This is a genomic window from Flavobacterium columnare NBRC 100251 = ATCC 23463, assembly GCF_002530675.1.
Lineage (GTDB): Bacteria > Bacteroidota > Bacteroidia > Flavobacteriales > Flavobacteriaceae > Flavobacterium > Flavobacterium columnare.
The window spans coordinates 1-17,886 of sequence record NZ_PCMX01000109.1 but is presented as its reverse complement, the minus strand read 5'-3'; the positions used below and the strand labels follow the sequence as shown (position 1 = coordinate 17,886).

Here is a 17,886-nt window from a genome sequence, read left to right as displayed (position 1 = left end):
ATATTTTTTATCTGAAATTAATTATTATTTTTATTCATTTCAAATTTAATGATTTTATATATTTGAATCTGAAAATACTTCTGAATAAAAAGAAGAATATTTTTTTAACCCAGATTACGTATTAGACTTCGTTGTGAAATCTAAAAAAATAATAAAAATGAGTGCTCACGGACTTTTTGAAATTTTGGAATATATTAATATTTCAAAAAGGAGTAAGTGCTTATTTTTGAAATAGTTTTAGGTTGGAATAGATTTCTAATGCGTAATTTGGGCTTAAATCATCTAACAACTTTTAGAATTAGCCATTAGGTTTTCCTTGTATGAAAAAAATTTTATTATTATCTGATACCCACGGACACATAGACGAATCAATACTTAAACATATAAATTGGGCAGATGAGGTATGGCATGCTGGCGATATAGGAAATCTAATCGTTACAGATACCATAAAAAAATACAAACCATTGCGTGCTGTTTATGGAAACATAGACGGAACCAGTGCCCGAATGGAATTTCCTTTACACAATCGTTTTTATTGTGAAAAGGTTGATGTTTTTATGACTCATATTGGAGGTTACCCAAATAAATACAATCCAGAAATTAAAGACGAACTCTATAAAAATCCTCCTAAATTATTTATTTGCGGGCATTCTCATATACTGAAAGTTCAATTTGATAAAAAATTAAACCTTTTACACATGAATCCAGGGGCTTGTGGTAAAAGTGGTTTTCATCAAATACGGACTATGTTGCGATTTATTATCGAAGGGGAAACTATTAAAGAATTGGAAGTCATTGAATTGGGTTCTAGATAATGATTTATACTTTTTTATCTATTGTTCCAATTTTAGATTTTTGAATCAACAAAGAAGAGGCCCTAAAAATAAAAAAACAAGATTTTTTGTTGCTTTAAAAACTGAAGAAATTTTACACTAGAATAAATTACATCTGATTTTCAATGATTTACTTCATTCCGATTTCTCTTAAGTTTTACTCAAATCATGGATATGAGCGATAAATAACAAAATTACCCGTTTTTAGAGTCTCTTCTTTTTTTGTATTCAACTTTTTTACGCTCAAAAAGTTATATAACCTTATATATTAATTATTTTTTCTTTAAGCGATCTTTAAAGACTTTTTCAAATTTTTCTAATTTAGGTTGAATTACGTATTGACAATAACTTTTCTTCTTATTGTTTTCGTAATAATTTTGATGGTAATTTTCAGCTTTGGTAAAACCTCTGAAGGGTTGCAATAGAGTTACAATTTTAGATCTATAAGCTTTTGATTTTTCTAATGCTATAATAAGATCTTTAGCTGTATTTTTTTGTTTTTCATTAGCATAAAAAATAACGGAACGATATTGAGATCCCATATCTGCTCCTTGACGGTTTAGAGTGGTTGGGTCATGTACGGTAAAAAAAACTTTAAAAATTTCATCTAAATTGGTTTTAGTGGTATCGTATTTTATTTGAACTGCTTCTGCAAAACCTGTTTCTCCTGTAGATACTTCTTCATAGGTTGGGTTTGAACTATTTCCTCCTGAATATCCTGATTCCGCTGAAATAACACCATCTAAGTTATCAAAAACGGCTTCTATACACCAAAAACATCCCCCTCCTAGTGTAATGGTTTCTATTTGTGTTTTTGTTTTTTGAGCCGAAATTACTGTACTAAAAAAGCTTATAAAAATAACTATTCCTTTTTTCATCTTTTATTTTTTAATTTTAGAATCGGGTTCAAAATCTAAGGCTATTGAATTCATGCAATAACGTTTTCCTGTGGGTTCAGGACCATCATCAAACAAATGCCCTAAATGACCTTCACAACGCCCACACAAAGCTTCTATCCTATCCATTCCATGTGATTTATCACTTCTAAAAACAATACTCTTTTTGTCAACTTGTTCAAAAAAGCTAGGCCATCCGCATGAACTTGCAAATTTAGCATCTGATCGAAATAATGTGTTTCCACAAGCAGCACAATAATAAGTGCCTTTTCCTGTATAATTCCAATATTTACCTGTAAAAGAGGCTTCTGTATCTGCTTTTCTAGAAACTAAGTACAAATTTTCTGGTAAAATGTTTTTCCATTCTTTATCCGTTAGCTTTAATTTGTTAGTAGCTGTATGGGAGTAATATGGATTTTTAATTTTCCCGTTTTGAGCATTCATATAATTTAATGTAATTAGAAATAAAAACAAAATTCCTTTTTTTAGAATCCTAACCATAATCATCTTTTTTTATATTATAAACTAAAGGTAGTTGTGTTTTACTGAATTAAATGTAATCTAGTTTACATCCGATTAATTTTTAACAGAATATTTTTGTTTTTTATTTAAAGTAAGCTCTTTATTAAAAATGAAAAGGTGCCCAAAAGGACACCTAATCTAAACAAACTTAACTAAAAAATAACACTCTACTATAAGAAGCATTATCCGTTTCTATTAGCCAAAAGCCTTTTTGGGCAATATAACTTTTGAAAAATAATGATTTTGTTTTATCTAGTGAATTCAAATATTTTTTTAATGAATCCGAAGTATTTATAAAATAAAGTGTTTCTTTATCTATTCTAAATTGTTTAAACTGATCTATTATTAAATTAGATTGAATTCCATATTCATAGATAACATTTTGATCAGAAGTGAATTTTAATAAATGATCTGATTTTTTTTGTCCTGTATCATTTTGAATAACGATTGTATCAGAATAATTTAATTCTTTAGAATTAACAGTACATAACACCTCATCCTTACGAACTCGTAACGATAAATTAATTTTTGATATATCTTGTTTTTGATTAAATCCTGTTATATCTGTAATTTCTTGTACCGATTCCCAAATTAATTTACCTTTAGCATCAAATTTAAACACATATACTCCTAATGGGATGTTAATGTTTTCTCCTAATTCTTTGGGTTCATTTCCAAAAATTCCAAATACATATACATTTCCTGTACTTTTATCAACTACATAATTATTAATTGCTAACTCAGAAAGTCTTTTATTCCCTTTAGTATCTATTACAGTCCCTCCTCCATTATCAGCAAATAACAAATAATATTTAGGCACATCTACTAAATAGGAAAAATCGCCCATTTTGGTTCCATTTAAATTATATACATTCCTATAGATAGTGGCTGATTTATAATTTTTATTTATAGATTTAGTTATAAAACTAATGTTATCTTCGTTTATCCGAACATCAAAATTTACCCCTTCAGAATAAGTTGTAGTTGTTTTATTTTCAATTTTGTTTAGGTCGGGTTTAACCAACTTATTTTGTGTAAATTGCCCTGAAAATAAATCAACTACTTTTAAAAACAAATCCTCATTTTTAAGATCTACTTTATCGCTATTTTTTTGATTCACTATTGAAAGTCCGTAAATATCATTAAAGTATCTAAAATTTTCATTAATCTTAAAAAATTTGCTTGAAGAGCCGTCTAAATTGAGTTTATATTCCTTAGGGAATTCGTTTTTATCTGAAATTTTACCAATTAAAAAAGCGGTTTCTATAGGCGAAAAAACACAATTGGTTAATTTTTCGTCTGAAATTAATTTTTGTGTAAATCCATCTTTATCAAAAGACCAAATATCATGTATTTCGTTTTTATAAACCTTATTTACAGGTTTTCCTTGAATTAGTACAACTTTATCTTGATTAGGCAAATAAACGTATTCTAAAGGTTTTCTTTCATCCGTGTATGTAATTTCAGAAATTACTTTTTGGCCAAAGCTTGTACTTACCACACCGCAGGCTAAAACAATTAAACTTCGCATTTTACTAAAATCCTTGTTTAAATGTTATTCCAAAAGTAAATGATCTCGTTAATCCATCAGGACGAACTTTACGTATTACAAACGGAGCTGCTAAAGATGTTTCTATACTACTATTAGCTCCTAATTTATAATTTGCAATAACATTTCCATTAAGTGTTAAACCATTTGAATTAGCTATTTCTATTTTTTGATTTAATTGATCTATGTACGAATCATTTCCTAAATGATAAATAAATAGTAAATTAGGTTTTAATGTTAATTGATCATTTGCTAACACTATTTTATACGTAGGTCTGAATAATAGGTCTGGGCTTCTATGGAATAAATTTGTAGAAACAAATTCTTGATTGGAAGATAAATTACTCAGATACGAATTTTTATTATCAGTTAATGGTATTTGAGTCGCTAAATTAAAATCCCAGTTTTTTATTCCTGCCTCAATACCCGCTATTAAATCATAAATTCCTAAACTGGACTGGTAAGGCATGGGTAAAGAAACATTATTAATTTTATCATTAGCATTAGTTAATGGAATTTTAAGTCCTAATACCCCAGACCATTTCATTTTTTCTGAATTACTTAATTTGTAATTAGCCGTTACAAATAGATCCCCTATATTGGTTTTAGTACCTAAATTACCATTAGCTGATAAACCTGTAACTTTTACATTCATAGCAAACTTATCTGTAAATAGGCGTGTATAGGCTATATGAGAAGAAATAATACCTACGTTTTGTTCTCCTAAACCGTAACCTGTATTAACTTCTACATAATTTTTTATATCATTATTTATAGTCTTAAAAGGATTTCCTACGGAACAAAATCCAGCATCACTACAACCTTGCGCTACTATTGGTTGAACTGCAATACCTGATAGTAATAATAATGTAATTTTTAATTTAATATTCATTTTTGTGTTATTAATTATTTTTAGTTATTTATTGTATCTTTAATAAGATTAAATGTTAATCTTATTCATTTGTTTATGAAAGTGATCTGCTTTCTATTTTTTTTATTCATTTATTTAGCACAAAAATAATCTTCTAAATATTGACTAAATGTTAAGTAGATTACATTATATAAATTTGCTTGAATTTCTTTTTTTCTATTAATTTGTTACATGATAAATCCATCAGCACACGGTTGGGTCCACAAATTTTTCTTTGAGCAATCCTCACAAGAACAATTCAACGTATTTGATTCTGAAGGTTTTTATCTGGCTACAAGAAATACGGGATTCTTAGTTGGGTATACGACTCATTTTGTAACCTCTATTCCTATTGAAATTCATTCGCTTACCATAGAAGAAATTTCAAAAATTGCTTTATTAAATTCTTTGTTTGGTGTTTATCAAATCATCAAAAAGGACAATAATAGCATTCGTTTTACAAAAGAAATTGTTACTTTTTATCAGGAATTACATCCTAAAGGGTCGGGTCTTTTTGATTTTTTTTTACCTAACGATACGCTTGAAAGCAAATTAGAAAAAATTATTTCCAACCGTATCAAAACTAATGATAACATTATTAGTAAAAATTTTTCACATATAGTAATCAATGCGTTGTTATTTATTGATGTATTAGCATTTAAAAAACATCTTGAAAACGGTTATTTCCCTAAAAAATATCTAAAAAAAATTGAAGAAATAATTGTAAATGTTATTTCACTTGCCTTAACTACAAAAACTACTAAATCCGTGTATGACGATCTTCTTCAGAAATTGTTTGATTCTTCTGTGCGTTATTCTAAATTTAACAGAGCAAATACAAAAACAACTTTAGAAAACATCGATTTTAGTTATTTAGTAGATGATTATGAAAAATTTTATCTCATGGATCTTACAAACATGGCATTATGGAATGATGGTCAGATGGATGAATCAGAATATCAATTTTTAAAATTTCTAAATCATCAATTAAATCTTTCTGATACTTTTGTCAGCAAAAGTATTAATGATATGGATCATTTTTTACGTCTTAATAAAAAAAATATTCCTTATTTTAATTACTCAAATCCTGTCAAACATTTTTACGACCAAACCAGTTTAAATATCCAAACACTTATACAAAGAAATAAAAAACGGCTTTTAATTGAACTTTCACAAAGCAAAGAACTAGTTATTTTATTATCACAATCTACTCTACGTGAACTTAATCCTGAGGAAAAGAAAAAAGTTAAGACTCAAATCTTAGATATTTGCAAAACAATCCCCTCCCTTACTATTTTTTTAGTTCCTGGTGGCAGTTTACTATTACCTATCCTAATCAAATTTATTCCTAAACTCCTTCCTTCTGCTTTCAATGAAAACTTAGATGAACGCTAATCTATAGTTTCTTCTAACCAAGCACTCATCATCCAAATAGTTTTTTCTTGCTCTTTTATAAAATCACTCATCATTGAACTCGTTCCTTCATCATCTATTACATCTGATCCTTTTAATATTTTACGTTCAATTACCAACAAAATGGTGATCGATTCTACGATAAGTCTAATAGCTTTTTCATCGTTAGAAATATTTTTACCTGCCGTAAGTTCACTAGCTTTCAAATAATCTTCAAAAGTATGATAAGGAATCCCGCCTAAAGTTAAAATTCGCTCAGCTATCATATCTATTTTAAGTTGTGCATCATTATACAACTCTTCAAATTTTAAATGTAAATCAAAAAAACGTTTTCCACGTATATTCCAGTGTAAGCCTCTTAAGTTTTGATAATAAATTTGAAAATTAGATAGCAAAGCATTTAATTGAATTACTAACTCTTTTGTTTCTTCTACTGGTAGTCCTAAGTTATTTATTTTCATTTTAGTCATTTTTAGTTTAAGTTCCTGATGATATAGATTCTTACTGAAACATCATTCCGGTTTTATATTTTTTCTTTAATAGATTCTTTAACTTTTTTTAACAACAAAATAAATACAATCTGTTAAATTAAATTATCAATTCTTTAAAGCCTTTCTTTTTGTTCCTCAAAATTATTTTTATTTAAGCACTTTTTACCATAAAACAAATTGATTATATTTATATTTGTATAAAAGAACTTTATAAAATGACTATTACACAATTACAATATGTATTAGCTGTTGCAGAACACAAAAATTTCACTCAAGCAGCTGAAAAATGTTTTGTAACACAGCCTACACTAAGTATGCAAATTCAAAAAATCGAGGAAGAATTGGATATTATTATTTTTGATAGAACAAAAAAACCAATTCAACTTACTGAAGTAGGTAAAAAAATTGTTGAACAAGCTAAAAACATAGTGAATGAAGCAGATCGAATTCAAGATATTGTAGATCAAGAAAAAGGATTTGTTGGGGGAGAGTTCAGAATAGGAATTATCCCTACAGTAATGCCTACCCTATTGCCAATGTTTTTGAACAATTTCATCAAAAAATACCCAAAAGTTAAACTCATTATAGAAGAATTAAATACCAACGAAATAATCACTAAACTAAAAAATGGTCATTTAGATGCAGCAATTGCAGCCACTCCGTTAGAAGAAGAAAAAATTAAAGAAGTGGTCTTGTACTATGAACCTTTCATGGTTTACGTTCCTGAAAGTCATAGTAAATTTAACAAAGCTGAATTAGAAATTGGGGATTTAAATGTAGATGAAATTTTATTACTACAAGATGGTCATTGTTTTAGAGATGGGATATTAAATCTTTGTAAAAATAAAAATACATCTAAAGAAAATAAATTTCAATTAGAAAGTGGCAGTTTTGAAACACTGATACGATTGGCTAACGAAGGGTTGGGCGTTACTTTACTTCCTTATTTGCATACTTTAGAATTATCTGATAAAGAGAAATTAAAACTACGTCATTTTAAAGATCCCAAACCATCAAGAGAAGTTAGTTTATTAATCCCTAAAAATGAATTAAAAATCCATATTATAGATGCTTTACGCAATGTAATTTCAGGAGTTTTAAGGGGAGCTATTGCTTTTCAAAACGTTGAAATCATTAGCCCTCTCTCAAAAAAATAAAGGTAATAAAAAACTTAGATCCACAAACTTAAAAGGTTAATCACAAAAAGTAGTTCATTTCAAAAATAAAACAACCTAAATAAAAAACAAATCATAAAAAAGCTGTGCAAAATGCACAGCTTTTTTATAAATATTTTAGGATGTTTCTTTTTATTTCAATCCCGCCAAACTCTGTTCAATAGTTGCTATTTTGGCCAAAGCATCCGCTTCTTTTTTACGCTCATTAGCAATTACTTGTTCTGGAGCACCTGAAACAAACTTTTCATTAGAAAGTTTGCCTTGAACTGATTTTAAAAATCCTTTTGTATAATTTAACTCTTCGGTTAATTTCTTTATTTCAGCCTCAATATCAATTCCCTCTCCTATTGGAATAAAATATTCATTGGATTTTACACGATAAGATAAGGCTCCATTTACTTTTTCAGAAACATATTCTAAATTAGATAGATTTCCTAGTTTAGCAATTACGGTGTCAAAAAAAGTAGAAGCTTTTTCATTATTAACTATTTTTAATTCAATAGTATCTTTAAATGAAATGTTTTTATCTTTTCGAATCGTTCTAATTCCTGAAATTACCTCTGTAGCAAAATCAAAATCTGAAATTAATTTTTCATCATAGGTTTTTATTTCTGGCCATTGAGCAACAATTAATGCTTCTTCTGGCGTTTTCCTATCAGCAATATATTGCCAAATTTCTTCTGTTAAAAAGGGCATAAATGGATGCAATAACTTTAGATTAGCCTCTAACATTTCAATTGCTTTATCAAAAGTAGTTTTATCAATGGGTTGCTGATAACCTGGTTTAATCATTTCTAAAAACCACGAACAAAAATCATCCCAAACTAATTTATAGATTGCCATTAGAGCATCCGAAATTCTATATTTCTCAAAATTATCTTCAATTTCTGCTAATGTTTTTTGCAATTTAGCTTCATACCAAGCAATCGCGGATTTAGAGGCTTCTGGCTGTACAATATCTGCTACTTCCCAACCTTTTATTAAACGAAAAGCATTCCAAATTTTATTCGCAAAAGACTTCCCTTGATTACATAATTCTTCATCAAATAAAATATCGTTACCTGCAGCAGCACTTAACAATAACCCACAACGAACCCCATCAGCACCAAATTTATCTATCAAATCTAATGGATCTGGTGAATTTCCTAAAGATTTAGACATTTTACGTCCTTGTTTGTCGCGTACTAAACCTGTTAGGTATACATTCGTAAAAGGTTTTTCATCTGCATATTCATAACCTGCAATAATCATACGCGCTACCCAAAAAAATAAAATATCGGGTCCTGTTACTAAATCATTAGTAGGATAATAATACTTAAAGTCTTTATTTTCCGGATCTAACACACCTCCAAAAACGGCCATAGGCCATAACCATGAAGAAAACCAAGTATCTAAAGCATCTACATCTTGCTTTAAGTCATCCTTTGTTAGTTCTTGATTTTTTGTTTTTTGCTTTGCTAACTCAAGTGCTTGTTCTTTTGTTTCAGCTACTACAAAATCTTCCTTTCCTTCACCATAGTAATACGCAGGAATTTGCTGTCCCCACCATAGCTGACGTGAAATATTCCAATCGCGAATATTTTCCATCCAATGACGGTAGGTATTATTAAAACGTGATGGATACAATTTCACCTCTTCGGTTTCTAATACCGCTTTAATTGCAGGCTTAACCAATTCTTCCATACGTAAAAACCACTGATCAGACAGTCTTGGCTCAATTACAGCTTTAGTTCTTTCGGAAGTTCCTACTTTATTTAGATGATTTTCGGTTTTAACTAATGCTCCAATAGTTTCTAACTCTTTTGCAATTTCATCGCGAACTACAAAGCGGTCTTTGCCTACATAATGCAAACCAAAACTATTCAAAGTCGCATCTTCATTAAAAATATCAATGATTTCTAAATTGTGTTTATTTCCCAATTCTTTATCATTTATATCATGAGCAGGTGTTACTTTTAAACAACCTGTTCCAAATTCTATATCTACATACTCATCAAAAATAATAGGAATTACTCTGTTGCAAATAGGAACAATTGCTTTCTTACCTTTTAAATGTTGGTAACGCTCATCTTCAGGATGAATACAAATAGCTGTGTCCCCTAAAATAGTTTCAGGACGAGTTGTAGCAATCGTTACAAACTCATTACTATCTTCTATTTTATATCTTAAGTGATATAATTTTCCTTGACGCTCTTCATAAATTACTTCTTCATCTGACAAAGTTGTTTTAGCCTCAGGATCCCAGTTTACCATACGGTAACCACGATAAATCATTCCTTTGTTATATAAATCTACAAATGACTTGATTACTGATGCCGTCATATCATCATCCATAGTAAATTTGGTCCTATCCCAATCGCATGAGCATCCCAACTGTTTTAATTGCTCAAGAATAGTTCCGCCATATTTGTGTGTCCAATCCCAAGCATGTTTTAAAAACTCTTCGCGAGATAAATCATTTTTATTGATCCCTTCTGCCTTTAATTTAGCTACTACCTTTGCCTCTGTAGCAATAGATGCGTGATCTGTACCAGGAACCCAGCAAGCATTAAATCCTTTTAAACGAGCACGACGAATTAATACGTCTTGAATCGTATTATTTAACATGTGTCCCATGTGTAAAACGCCTGTCACATTGGGTGGTGGAATAGTAATTGTATAAGGTTTACGATGGTCTGGTGTTGAACGGAAATATTTATTTTCCATCCAATAGTCATACCATTTTTTTTCTACGGTCTTGGGATCAAATTGTGCTGGTATCATTTTAAATTTTAGATTTTTGAAAGTTAGAAATTTGATTTCAGTTTTACTGAAAGAACATTTATAAAAGTGTTATGAATAACTAAAGTCCCAACGGAAACTACTAAAACATATAGATTTCACAGTGGGAATAAAAATTATTGATGTAGAAAGCAGACTCGCTCCTTTAGAAAAATATACGTATTTTTTTGGTACACTTTTTGTATTTTTTTATGCAAAAGTAAATAAACCACATAAAAATAAAAAGTTTAAGTATTTTTTTTGTAGGTTTACTTGAAAGAAAGTATTTTTACTAATATAATTGAAGCAAATGAAACGAATTTTATTTTTTACAATATTGGTGTTATTCAGTTTTTCCTTACAAGCTCAGAGTGGGGCAAAAATAGAATTCAAAACACATGAAATTGATTATGGTACGATTAGTAAATCTACTGATAATGGTATTCGCTTTTTTGAATTTACGAATACAGGGGATGCACCCCTTATTATAAAAAATGTACAATCCACCTGTGGTTGTACTATACCTTCCTTTTCAAAGGAAGCTGTTGGGCCTGGTCAATCTGGAAAAATAGAAGTTAAATACAATATGAATCCAGGACCTATTCGTAAGTCCATTATGGTGGAAAGTAATGCTATTAATACTGAAAATGGTTTAACCCCTTTAAAAATTAAAGGCACTGTTGAACTTAACTAAATTTCTAAAAACACAACCAATTCTATAAAAGAGAGGGCTAAAAAGTCGTAATCTTTTATTTCGAGAACAGGAGAAACCACATAGTACTGATAATGTGAGTTCTCCTATCATCAAAGTAATAAACTAAACATTAAGCTACTCCTTTTGGAAACACCCACTTTATTTTCTTATAACCAACCTCTTTTAAAATTATAGCTATATACATCCAAATTATATCTATAACGTAATGTTTTTTCTAAATTATTTTTTTATCATTTTTCTAGCCTTTTCTAAATCCTCAGGAGTATCTATACCTATACTTCCGTGAGTAGTTTCAACCATACGGATACGCTTGCCATATTCTAAATAACGAAGTTGTTCTAACTTTTCAGAAGCTTCTAAGGATAACATCGGCAAACGATAAAAAGCCATCAAGGCCTCTTTTCTAAAGGCATAAATACCAATATGTTTCATATACCTAACTCCTGTATTCTCCTCTCTTGGATAAGGAATTACTGAACGTGAAAAATACAACGCAAATCCTTCTTGATCTACTATTACCTTAACATTGTTAGGATTTTCAATTTCTACTTTATCCTTTATTTCAAACATAAGCGAAGCCAAATCTACTTTTTTATTCAGATCTTTTTTAAAAATTTCAATAATTTTCCCTAACGGTTCCGCATTAATAAAAGGCTCATCACCTTGCACATTTATTACAACATCAACATCCATATTTTCAACGACTTCGGCTATGCGATCGCTTCCACTTTCGTGTTCTTTTATGCTCATTAGAGCTTTCCCTCCATTAGAAACAATTTCATTATAAATCAAATCCGAATCAGTTACTACAAATACATCGTCAAATAATTGAGAATTTACAGCAGATTCATACGTATTACGTATAACAGTTTTCCCTCCTAAATCCTGCATTAACTTAGCTGGAAAACGAGTGGAAGCATAACGAGCGGGTATTACGGCTATTATTTTCATTTTATTTTTTTTAACAGAAACGATACTAAACTATTTTAAACATTTTTTTAATTAAGGATTAAAAAGAAACTATTATATATTAAAAAATTCATCTTTAAAACCAATCAAATACAACTTATCTTTTGCACGGGTCATAGCAGTATACAACCAACGCACAAAATCCTTATCTATATCACTAGCTAAATAAGGTTGTTCTATAAAAACTGTGTTCCATTGTCCTCCTTGTGATTTATGACAAGTAATAGCGTACGAAAATTTTACTTGAAGAGCATTAAAATATTCATTATTTTTTACTTTTTGATACTTTTTATATTGTGCTCGTTCATTTTCATAATCCTTCGTTACTTCCTGATACAGTTTATTTGACTCTTCATAAGTTAATGAAGGGGACTCACTCGTTATCGTATCTAATAACAAAATAGTATCCAAAGGTCGTTGATTAGGATAATCTACCATTCTTATTTTAACAACTGCAAATTTAAAACCATATAATTCCTTTATAGAACGAATTTCTAAAACCTCAATAATATCACCATTCGCAATAAAACCCGCTTCATCTGAATCCTTCAACCAAAAGTAATTATTTTTCACAACCATTAAAAAGTCACCTACCGATAACTCACTTTCTTTACCTAATATTTTAGACCGTATCTGTTGATTATACTGATTAGCTCTTTTATTAGAACGAACAATAAAGGTTGTGTCCTCTATACTATAATTACTATAAGCCTGATTGATTGCATCTTGTATATCATATCCATCAGATAATCTAAAAATATCTTTAAAGCCTTTTAATTTAAATTGAAAGGCTGTAACAAAATGATCCTTCAATAATTCTCTTAATTCAGTAGCATTATACAAAATTCCTGAATTAGCTTCTTGACGCATAACTTCATCTAATTCTATTGAATAAACCTCCTTATCATAATTTAAACTTAACGTTTCTACATTTAACGCAGGCGAAATATCTAAATTAACAGGAGGCAACTGAGCCGTATCGCCTATCATAATCATTTTACAATTTTGTCCCGAATATACATACGACATCAAATCATCCAACAATGAACTGCTTCCATATAATGTAGAATCTGTATCTACATCTGAAATCATAGAAGACTCATCTACAATAAAAATAGTATTGGTATGTTTATTAGTTTGCATCGTAAAACGAACACCTCCTCCACTGCCTTTTTTAGGGAAATAAATTTTCTTATGTATCGTAAATGCTTGTTTTTCAGAGTAATTAGCAATTACCTTTGCAGCTCTACCTGTAGGTGCTAACAAAACATATTTCTTTTGAACCTCCGCTAAATGATTTACTATAGTGGAAATCAAAGTAGTTTTACCAGTACCTGCATATCCTTTTAGCACAAACAGTTCATTTTTATTTGAACTTTCTACAAATTCAGCCACTTTACCAAAAAAAACATCCTGTTTTACAGTAGGTTGAAAGGGAAATTTTTTTCGTAAAATACTGTAAAATAATATCGAACTCATGGCTATATTTTAATATCATTAAGAAGGTCAAATATAAAACATCTCCATAAGATATAGCATCCATCATTCATAAATATTAACTCAACACTATCAATAAATTCTTTAAAAATAATAAAAATATTAATAATCTAAGCCTCTTCAAAATCGGTTCTTTATTAAAAAAATCGTAGTTTTGTCACTATTAAGGGTATAGAAACGAATGCAAACATCAACTAATACAATACTTAACAAAGAATACAAGAAATTATTGCTTCAAATTTCATTACATGAAGTATCATTTTGTTTGTACAATACTTTAGAATCTAAAATAGAATTTTTTAGTAACTACATTTTAACTCAAAACAATACGCTCCAAGAAACAGAAGAAGAAATTTTAAACCTAATTCGTCAAAGTACTGTTTTACAAACTGGTTTTGATGATGTTTTAATATTACACGATAGTACATTAAATAGCTTTGTTCCCCAAGCTCTTTTTGACGAACAATATCTAAAATCTTATTTACACTACAACGTAAAAGTATCTCCTGATGATTTTGTAACCTATGATGAAGTTACAGGTAATGATATGAACAACATCTATATCCCTTTTGTAAAGCTTAACAACGCACTAATAGATCTATATGGACAGTTTCATTACAAACACACAGCTACTATTCTAGTCAAAAAGATTTTAGAAACAAGCAAAAATGTAGCAGAACCTCAGATTTTTGCACATATTCAAGAAAAACAGTTTCAGATAATCGTTGTAAAAAATCAAAAATTATTATTATATAATTCATTTGAATATCACAAATCAGAAGATTTTGTCTACCACCTACTTTTCACTACTGAACAATTAAAACTAAATCCAGAATCAGTTATCGTTAAACTACTTGGAAAAATAACAAAAAACAATGAATTATTTGAAATAGCATATAAATACATTCGAAATGTAAGTCTATACACAGAAAACTTACAATTTGACCAATCAATATCCGAAGACAACTATTTAAAAAACTTTATTTTAATACACGCATGCGAATAATTTCAGGAAAATACAAAGGTAGACGTTTAGTTGCACCTAAAAATTTACCCGTAAGACCTACAACAGATATGGCCAAAGAATCACTCTTTAACATATTGAATAACTATTTTAATTTTAATGGCTTACGCGTATTAGACCTATTTAGTGGTACGGGTAATATAAGCTACGAATTTTTATCCAGAGGAGCAGAAAGCGTAATTAGTGTAGATGGAGACTTCGGTTGTATCAATTATATCAAAAAAACAGCAAAGGAATTTGAAATGAATATTACCCCAATCAAAAGTGATGTATTCAAATTCTTAGAAAAAAACAAAAACAATTATGACATCATTTTTGCAGATCCTCCTTATGATCTAGACCAAAAAAACTTTGAAAAAATTTTAGCTCTTATTTTTGAAAACAATCTACTAGATCCAGACGGAATGCTTATCATAGAACATTCAAAATATACAAAACTCTCACATAAAGAAAACTTTTCATTCGAAAAAATCTATGGAGGCTCAGTCTTCACTTTTTTTGAATTTGAAAAAGAAGAAGATGATGAATACGATGAAGAAGAATTAATAGAAGAAAATAACACTAAAAACAAGAAATAATAAAAGTAAACGGTCTATCAAATATTTTTTTAGTATTTTTTTTTTATCATACATATAGTATTTTTGCAGGAATAAAAATTAGTAAACATTCATATAGTCCAATAGAAATAGAAATGGGAAGAGCGTTTGAATTTAGAAAAGCACGTAAAATGAAACGTTGGTCAGCAATGGCTAAAACGTTTACAAAAATTGGTAAAGATATTGTTATGGCAGTAAAAGAAGGAGGTCCAAACCCTGAGACCAACTCTAGATTAAGAGCTGTTATACAAAATGCCAAAGCAGCTAATATGCCTAAAGACAATGTGGAGCGCGCCATAAAAAAAGCAACTGATAAAGATACAGCCAACTATAAAGAAGTTTTATTTGAAGGCTACGCACCACACGGAATTGCTATCTTAATAGAAACAGCAACAGATAATAACAATAGAACGGTAGCTAATATCAGAAGTTATTTTAATAAATGCAATGGAACATTAGGCACACAAGGTTCTGTTGAATTTATGTTTGATCATACTTGCAACTTCAGGATTCCTTCTGAAGGACAAGATGTTGAAGAATTAGAATTAGAAATGATTGACTTTGGTGTTGAAGAAATATTTGCAGATGAAGATGGAATTGTTATGTACGCACCTTTTGAAAGTTTTGGAGCTATCCAAAAAGAATTAGAAAATCGAAGCATAGAAGTTTTATCTTCTGGATTCGAAAGAATCCCTCAAGTAACCAAAGAATTAACACCAGAACAAGTAGCCGATGTTGAAAAATTACTTGAAAAAATAGAAGAAGATGATGACGTTATGAACGTTTTTCATACCATGCAAGAATAATTAGACTCTTTTACTTTAATGGTAATGTAATCAAATAGTTCATGAATTTTTAATCTAAATTGATTATATTTCAACATCAAATGAAAGAAGAAATTGTTCCTACCAGCAATAGATTTGATAATATACAAAAAATGAGGGCGGTTAATAAACTGCCCTTTTTTATTTCTCTTATTCCCCACTTTATCGTATTGAGGCTTTTGCAGGTTGGACAACGCTTTTTCAAGCTCTTTTAATTGTTTGAGCTGATTGGGTTCAATGCCAGAATATTTACTTTTCCATTGATAAAAAGTGGGCTGACTTATACCAAATTCACGACAAATTTCATTGACCGTTTTGCCCTTGTCTTGTTCTGAGATAATTTTGATGATTTGTGTCTCAGTAAATTTACTTTTTTTCATATTGCTAAAATTAAAAAATTATACTTTTAATCGTAGCTGTTTTTGGGGAAGCTTACATAATGAAGATTTTGAATCCAATACAATAAAAGAATCTTCCCCTTTTATAATTTGATTATTTACTATAGCATTGATTTTATAAAAAATAGTATATCGTCTTCCTAAAGTAAATGTTAAATGGGTAGTGTCTCTAATTGATTGTATGTTTTCAAACTGATATTTCAAACTATCGTTTATTGTTAAAACAATATCCGAATTTATTTCTCCCTCGTTTTTGAATTTTGGAGTTAAATATAATATTTTTAAGGATTTATTGTTCTCAATAATAAAATCAGAATTTTTAGATTCAACTATTTTGAAGTTACTTCCTTTTTTGTATTTAAAAAAGTTAATTTTTAAAGAATCTTCATCAGAATCCCAATTTGTTATCATTACAGAACTGAAAGAATCGTTTATAGTTTCATAATTATCACAACTTAATAAAATAAAAAAAAATGATATATAATAAAATTTAATATACCTCGATATAACCATAATAGTTGGATTTAAAAAATTTAACTGAAATTCTGTTATTACCTAAAAGAAAAACACTATTCTTATCCCATATTGGTTTCCCTTTTTCATTTTTGTAATCCACAGGGTTATATCCCCACGTGAAAATTCTAAAAGTTAACGACTCAATATCATCTAATACTGACGTTACTTTTCCATTTTTATCATAAAACTGTAAGCCACCTTCATAAACTACCCAGTGTGAATCATTTCAAATATCTGCAAGAATGTTATGACTCGACTTGTTATCATTCACAATCATCTTTAAGTTTTATGTCCCAATTTATGACTTTTATCAATTTCTATTAATTCTTCTAAATCACTATTTGAAAAATAATCGTGAACTCTTACGGTTTATAATCCTTTTTTAGAATTATTTGAACTCCTCCAGAACCTAATTTACTTACACGGTTATTTATTTTGTAGCTTTCAATCAAACACATATTTTCTTCTCTCGTCCCTATCATTACTGTTTTTGTTAAAATTCTTATATTAGAAATGTCGTATTTTAAGGAGTCTAATAAAATAAGTCTATAGTTGCCTTTTGATACTATTTCCTTATCTAAAATAATACTCATGCTACCATAATATTCTTTTATTGTTTTTTTATCATTATAAGTGGAAAATTTAACTATTTTAAAAGAATCTATTTTTTTTGAAAATAATGAGTCATATTTGTATAATTTGATATCTTCTTTCTTGATTTTATTTTCTCCCCAATCTTTTATAATTATTTCATTATTTAATTCTGCATTATCACATTTTCTTTTTTCACTTTTACAA

18 protein-coding genes are annotated in these 17,886 nt (G+C 29.0%); 7 read left to right on the top strand and 11 right to left on the bottom strand.

Annotation, left to right across the window (positions count from 1 at the left end; genetic code table 11):
• The first annotated feature begins 320 nt into the window (after nt 1–320).
• Complete coding sequence (locus tag B0A78_RS12555; RefSeq protein WP_014164285.1) at nt 321–815, top strand: metallophosphoesterase family protein; 495 nt, start codon at nt 321–323, stop codon at nt 813–815.
• A gap of 290 nt (nt 816–1,105) precedes the next feature.
• Here B0A78_RS12555 and msrA read toward each other — a convergent pair whose 3' ends face one another.
• The 4 genes from msrA to B0A78_RS12535 all read right to left on the bottom strand — a co-directional run bounded on the left by msrA (nt 1,106) and on the right by B0A78_RS12535 (nt 4,692).
• On the bottom strand, nt 1,106–1,711 hold the full coding sequence (gene msrA / locus B0A78_RS12550; protein WP_014164284.1) for a peptide-methionine (S)-S-oxide reductase MsrA: 606 nt from the start codon (nt 1,709–1,711) through the stop codon (nt 1,106–1,108).
• Between the two features lie 3 nt (nt 1,712–1,714).
• Nucleotides 1,715–2,236, bottom strand: coding sequence for a peptide-methionine (R)-S-oxide reductase MsrB (gene msrB, locus B0A78_RS12545; protein ID WP_014164283.1), 522 nt, complete (start codon nt 2,234–2,236; stop codon nt 1,715–1,717).
• 163 nt (nt 2,237–2,399) lie between these two features.
• Entirely contained in the window at nt 2,400–3,782 is a 1,383-nt protein-coding gene (locus B0A78_RS12540; RefSeq protein WP_097609722.1) for a hypothetical protein, read from the bottom strand.
• Nucleotides 3,783–3,786: 4 nt separating this feature from the next.
• Nucleotides 3,787–4,692, bottom strand: a complete 906-nt coding sequence (locus tag B0A78_RS12535) for a hypothetical protein (RefSeq protein ID WP_097609721.1) — start codon at nt 4,690–4,692, stop codon at nt 3,787–3,789.
• 210 nt (nt 4,693–4,902) lie between these two features.
• Between B0A78_RS12535 and B0A78_RS12530 the strand changes: the two genes are divergently transcribed.
• Entirely contained in the window at nt 4,903–6,105 is a 1,203-nt protein-coding gene (locus tag B0A78_RS12530; RefSeq protein WP_065213720.1) for an LETM1-related biofilm-associated protein, read from the top strand.
• Here the strand turns inward: B0A78_RS12530 and B0A78_RS12525 are convergent.
• A complete protein-coding gene (locus B0A78_RS12525) occupies nt 6,102–6,584 on the bottom strand; it encodes a Dps family protein (protein WP_014164279.1) in 483 nt (160 codons plus the stop codon). The genes B0A78_RS12530 and B0A78_RS12525 overlap by 4 nt on opposite strands.
• A 245-nt stretch (nt 6,585–6,829) precedes the next feature.
• Between B0A78_RS12525 and B0A78_RS12520 the strand changes: the two genes are divergently transcribed.
• Entirely contained in the window at nt 6,830–7,771 is a 942-nt protein-coding gene (locus B0A78_RS12520; RefSeq protein ID WP_014164278.1) for a LysR substrate-binding domain-containing protein, read from the top strand.
• A gap of 150 nt (nt 7,772–7,921) precedes the next feature.
• Here B0A78_RS12520 and B0A78_RS12515 read toward each other — a convergent pair whose 3' ends face one another.
• A complete protein-coding gene (locus B0A78_RS12515; protein ID WP_014164277.1) occupies nt 7,922–10,552 on the bottom strand; it encodes a valine--tRNA ligase in 2,631 nt (876 codons plus the stop codon).
• A gap of 307 nt (nt 10,553–10,859) precedes the next feature.
• Between B0A78_RS12515 and B0A78_RS12510 the strand changes: the two genes are divergently transcribed.
• Nucleotides 10,860–11,243: a DUF1573 domain-containing protein gene (locus tag B0A78_RS12510; protein ID WP_014164276.1), complete on the top strand. Its 384-nt coding sequence runs from the start codon at nt 10,860–10,862 to the stop codon at nt 11,241–11,243.
• Between the two features lie 240 nt (nt 11,244–11,483).
• Here the strand turns inward: B0A78_RS12510 and kdsB are convergent, their stop codons facing one another.
• Together kdsB and B0A78_RS12500 are read right to left on the bottom strand one after the other, a co-directional pair.
• Entirely contained in the window at nt 11,484–12,215 is a 732-nt protein-coding gene (gene kdsB / locus B0A78_RS12505; RefSeq protein WP_014164275.1) for a 3-deoxy-manno-octulosonate cytidylyltransferase, read from the bottom strand.
• A 72-nt stretch (nt 12,216–12,287) separates the two neighbouring features.
• Nucleotides 12,288–13,712 (bottom strand): ATP-dependent DNA helicase, encoded by a 1,425-nt coding sequence (locus B0A78_RS12500; RefSeq protein WP_065213721.1) that lies wholly within the window; start codon nt 13,710–13,712, stop codon nt 12,288–12,290.
• Between the two features lie 199 nt (nt 13,713–13,911).
• Between B0A78_RS12500 and B0A78_RS12495 the strand changes: the two genes are divergently transcribed.
• From B0A78_RS12495 to B0A78_RS12485, 3 genes are all read left to right on the top strand, one after another.
• Nucleotides 13,912–14,736, top strand: a complete 825-nt coding sequence (locus B0A78_RS12495; protein ID WP_014164273.1) for a DUF3822 family protein — start codon at nt 13,912–13,914, stop codon at nt 14,734–14,736.
• Nucleotides 14,727–15,332: a 16S rRNA (guanine(966)-N(2))-methyltransferase RsmD gene (gene rsmD, locus B0A78_RS12490; RefSeq protein WP_014164272.1), complete on the top strand. Its 606-nt coding sequence runs from the start codon at nt 14,727–14,729 to the stop codon at nt 15,330–15,332. The genes B0A78_RS12495 and rsmD overlap by 10 nt, the downstream gene beginning before the upstream one ends.
• Before the next feature lie 113 nt (nt 15,333–15,445).
• Entirely contained in the window at nt 15,446–16,156 is a 711-nt protein-coding gene (locus B0A78_RS12485) for a YebC/PmpR family DNA-binding transcriptional regulator (RefSeq protein WP_014164271.1), read from the top strand.
• On the opposite strand, the gene B0A78_RS12480 is transcribed toward B0A78_RS12485, so the two are convergent.
• From B0A78_RS12480 to B0A78_RS14560, 3 genes are all read right to left on the bottom strand, one after another.
• On the bottom strand, nt 16,138–16,554 hold the full coding sequence (locus B0A78_RS12480) for a transposase (protein ID WP_075348575.1): 417 nt from the start codon (nt 16,552–16,554) through the stop codon (nt 16,138–16,140). The two genes, B0A78_RS12485 and B0A78_RS12480, sit on opposite strands and share 19 nt — an antisense overlap.
• Before the next feature lie 18 nt (nt 16,555–16,572).
• On the bottom strand, nt 16,573–16,983 hold the full coding sequence (locus B0A78_RS12475) for a hypothetical protein (protein ID WP_123907300.1): 411 nt from the start codon (nt 16,981–16,983) through the stop codon (nt 16,573–16,575).
• A 467-nt stretch (nt 16,984–17,450) separates the two neighbouring features.
• Nucleotides 17,451–17,886: hypothetical protein (locus B0A78_RS14560; protein WP_097609720.1), on the bottom strand; the 436-nt coding region annotated here is incomplete at its 5' end.

Coding starts and splice junctions, on each gene's coding strand:
- rsmD (WP_014164272.1), top strand. CDS start 14,727: ATGCGAATAATTTCAGGAAAATACAAAGGTAGACGTTTAGTTGCACCT.
- B0A78_RS12475 (WP_123907300.1), bottom strand. CDS start 16,983: ATGATAACAAATTGGGATTCTGATGAAGATTCTTTAAAAATTAACTTT.
- B0A78_RS12515 (WP_014164277.1), bottom strand. CDS start 10,552: ATGATACCAGCACAATTTGATCCCAAGACCGTAGAAAAAAAATGGTAT.
- B0A78_RS12480 (WP_075348575.1), bottom strand. CDS start 16,554: ATGAAAAAAAGTAAATTTACTGAGACACAAATCATCAAAATTATCTCA.
- B0A78_RS12520 (WP_014164278.1), top strand. CDS start 6,830: ATGACTATTACACAATTACAATATGTATTAGCTGTTGCAGAACACAAA.
- B0A78_RS12530 (WP_065213720.1), top strand. CDS start 4,903: ATGATAAATCCATCAGCACACGGTTGGGTCCACAAATTTTTCTTTGAG.
- B0A78_RS12510 (WP_014164276.1), top strand. CDS start 10,860: ATGAAACGAATTTTATTTTTTACAATATTGGTGTTATTCAGTTTTTCC.
- B0A78_RS12485 (WP_014164271.1), top strand. CDS start 15,446: ATGGGAAGAGCGTTTGAATTTAGAAAAGCACGTAAAATGAAACGTTGG.
- B0A78_RS12555 (WP_014164285.1), top strand. CDS start 321: ATGAAAAAAATTTTATTATTATCTGATACCCACGGACACATAGACGAA.
- B0A78_RS12540 (WP_097609722.1), bottom strand. CDS start 3,782: ATGCGAAGTTTAATTGTTTTAGCCTGCGGTGTGGTAAGTACAAGCTTT.
- B0A78_RS12535 (WP_097609721.1), bottom strand. CDS start 4,692: ATGAATATTAAATTAAAAATTACATTATTATTACTATCAGGTATTGCA.
- kdsB (WP_014164275.1), bottom strand. CDS start 12,215: ATGAAAATAATAGCCGTAATACCCGCTCGTTATGCTTCCACTCGTTTT.
- msrA (WP_014164284.1), bottom strand. CDS start 1,711: ATGAAAAAAGGAATAGTTATTTTTATAAGCTTTTTTAGTACAGTAATT.
- msrB (WP_014164283.1), bottom strand. CDS start 2,236: ATGATTATGGTTAGGATTCTAAAAAAAGGAATTTTGTTTTTATTTCTA.
- B0A78_RS12495 (WP_014164273.1), top strand. CDS start 13,912: ATGCAAACATCAACTAATACAATACTTAACAAAGAATACAAGAAATTA.
- B0A78_RS12525 (WP_014164279.1), bottom strand. CDS start 6,584: ATGAAAATAAATAACTTAGGACTACCAGTAGAAGAAACAAAAGAGTTA.
- B0A78_RS12500 (WP_065213721.1), bottom strand. CDS start 13,712: ATGAGTTCGATATTATTTTACAGTATTTTACGAAAAAAATTTCCCTTT.